Annotated in this window: 1 protein-coding gene; it reads right to left on the bottom strand. The window is 63.5% G+C overall.

All coding sequences use genetic code 11. The features are described 5' to 3' along the window. The coding region (locus tag A5780_RS43245; RefSeq protein ID WP_156769408.1) for a relaxase domain-containing protein at positions 1-428 on the bottom strand (428 nt) is incomplete at its 3' end. Between the last annotated feature and the right edge of the window lie 79 nt (positions 429-507).

The following is a 507-nucleotide window of genomic DNA, read 5'->3' as shown; positions in this document are numbered from 1 at the left end:
ATGAGGCCTTGGGCACGGTTGTATTCGGCGTAGGCGCGGGCGCATTCGAATCGGTAGCCGGCCTCGTCGACCACATACCGGTTGTGGGGGCGGCCGAGCTGGGCCATCTTCGCGCCGTAGAGGCGGGCCACCCGCGGCGAGACACCATCGGCCATCTGCTCGGCTGCCAGCTGCGCGACGATCGCGTCCGCGTTCGGATGCATCCCGCGCCCGAACAAGGCCCGCATCTGGGATTCGGTGACGATGTCGCCCTCGACGATATCCAGGGCACCCAGCCCCGACCCCACCCAGCGACCAGGGGACTCCCCGCGCTCGCTGTAATAGGCGGCAAGCTGTTGCGCGCCACGGTCATTGGCGTCATTCGTGGCGATATTCCGCAGGTAATACTCATAGCCGTCGCCGGACGCAATCTTCGCCAGCGACATCATGAATCCAGGCTACGCCGCTCCCGATATTGTCGTTATCGGTTCGTTACCTGGGAGCATGAGGTGTGAAATTTTTGTGTGA

The sequence above is a fragment of the Nocardia sp. 852002-20019_SCH5090214 genome (genome assembly GCF_001665865.1).
Taxonomy (GTDB): domain Bacteria; phylum Actinomycetota; class Actinomycetes; order Mycobacteriales; family Mycobacteriaceae; genus Nocardia; species Nocardia nova.
This window is presented reverse-complemented; position numbering and strand designations above follow the sequence as displayed.